The 939-nt window shown below is 67.3% G+C and carries 1 protein-coding gene; it reads left to right on the top strand.

Annotation, left to right across the window (positions count from 1 at the left end):
- Positions 1–213 precede the first annotated feature (213 nt).
- Positions 214–939 (top strand): IS110 family transposase (locus ACYVID_RS18160; protein ID WP_460739477.1); only part of this gene is annotated, 726 nt, incomplete at its 3' end.

Genomic DNA, 939 nt, shown 5'->3' with positions numbered 1-939 from the left:
GTCAGTGTCAGGGTGAGGCTCGCCGCGATCAGCGGCTGGTTGGATCCTGAGCACCCGGTGTCTGGCTCATAGGTTCATTGTCGCCTTCGGGTTGATGAGCATGCGTTTTGCCGGCATCGGGTGTGAAGGACCGGCCGGCGTGACTTGATAGGAGCGTGGCGTCGCCCCGACTGAGATGTGTCCGCCGACCGGTCCAACCGTCCTCGCATCTGAGTGAAGGAGGCAACCACCATGGTTGTTGTTGGGACCGACGTGCACAAGCGGACGCACACGTTCGTCGCGGTCGACCAGGCCGGTCGCGAGCTCGGCCACAGGACGTTCGATGCTGATTCGGTCGGCCATCGCGAGGCGGTCGCCTGGGCGCGCGAGCGGTTCGGAACCGAGCTGCTGTGGGCGATCGAGGACTGCCGCCACCTCTCGGCGCGCCTTGAGCGTGACCTGCTGACCGCTGGTCAGTCGGTGGTGCGGGTGCCACCGAAGATGATGGCTGAGCAGCGCCGCATCGCCCGCACCCGTGGGAAGTCGGACCCGATCGACGCAGCTGCCGTCGCCCGTGCCGCGTTGCGGGAGCCGGATCTGCCGGTCGCCTCCCACGACGAGGCCTCGCGGGAGTTGAAGCTGCTCGTCGACAGGCGCGATGACCTGGTCAAACACCGCACTGCCACGATCAACCGGCTGCTGTGGCGGGTTCACGAGATCGACCCCGCCTGGGCGCCAAAGAAGCGCTCGCTGGACCTGGCCAAGCACCAGCAGATCCTCGCCGATCGGCTGGCAGCCGTGCCCGGGATCGTGGCGGAGCTTGCTCGTGACGAGCTCGCTGACGTCGTCGACCTGACGGTGAGGATCAACGAGCTCGAGCGGCGCATCGCTGGGCTGGTCGAGAAGGCCGCACCAACGTTGCTGGCCATGCCCGGGGTGGGTGCCCTGACTGCGGCCAAG

The sequence above is a fragment of the Nocardioides ginkgobilobae genome (assembly GCF_054781275.1).
The sequence above is the reverse complement of the archived record's forward strand: the minus strand, read 5'-3'. Positions and strand labels throughout refer to the sequence as shown.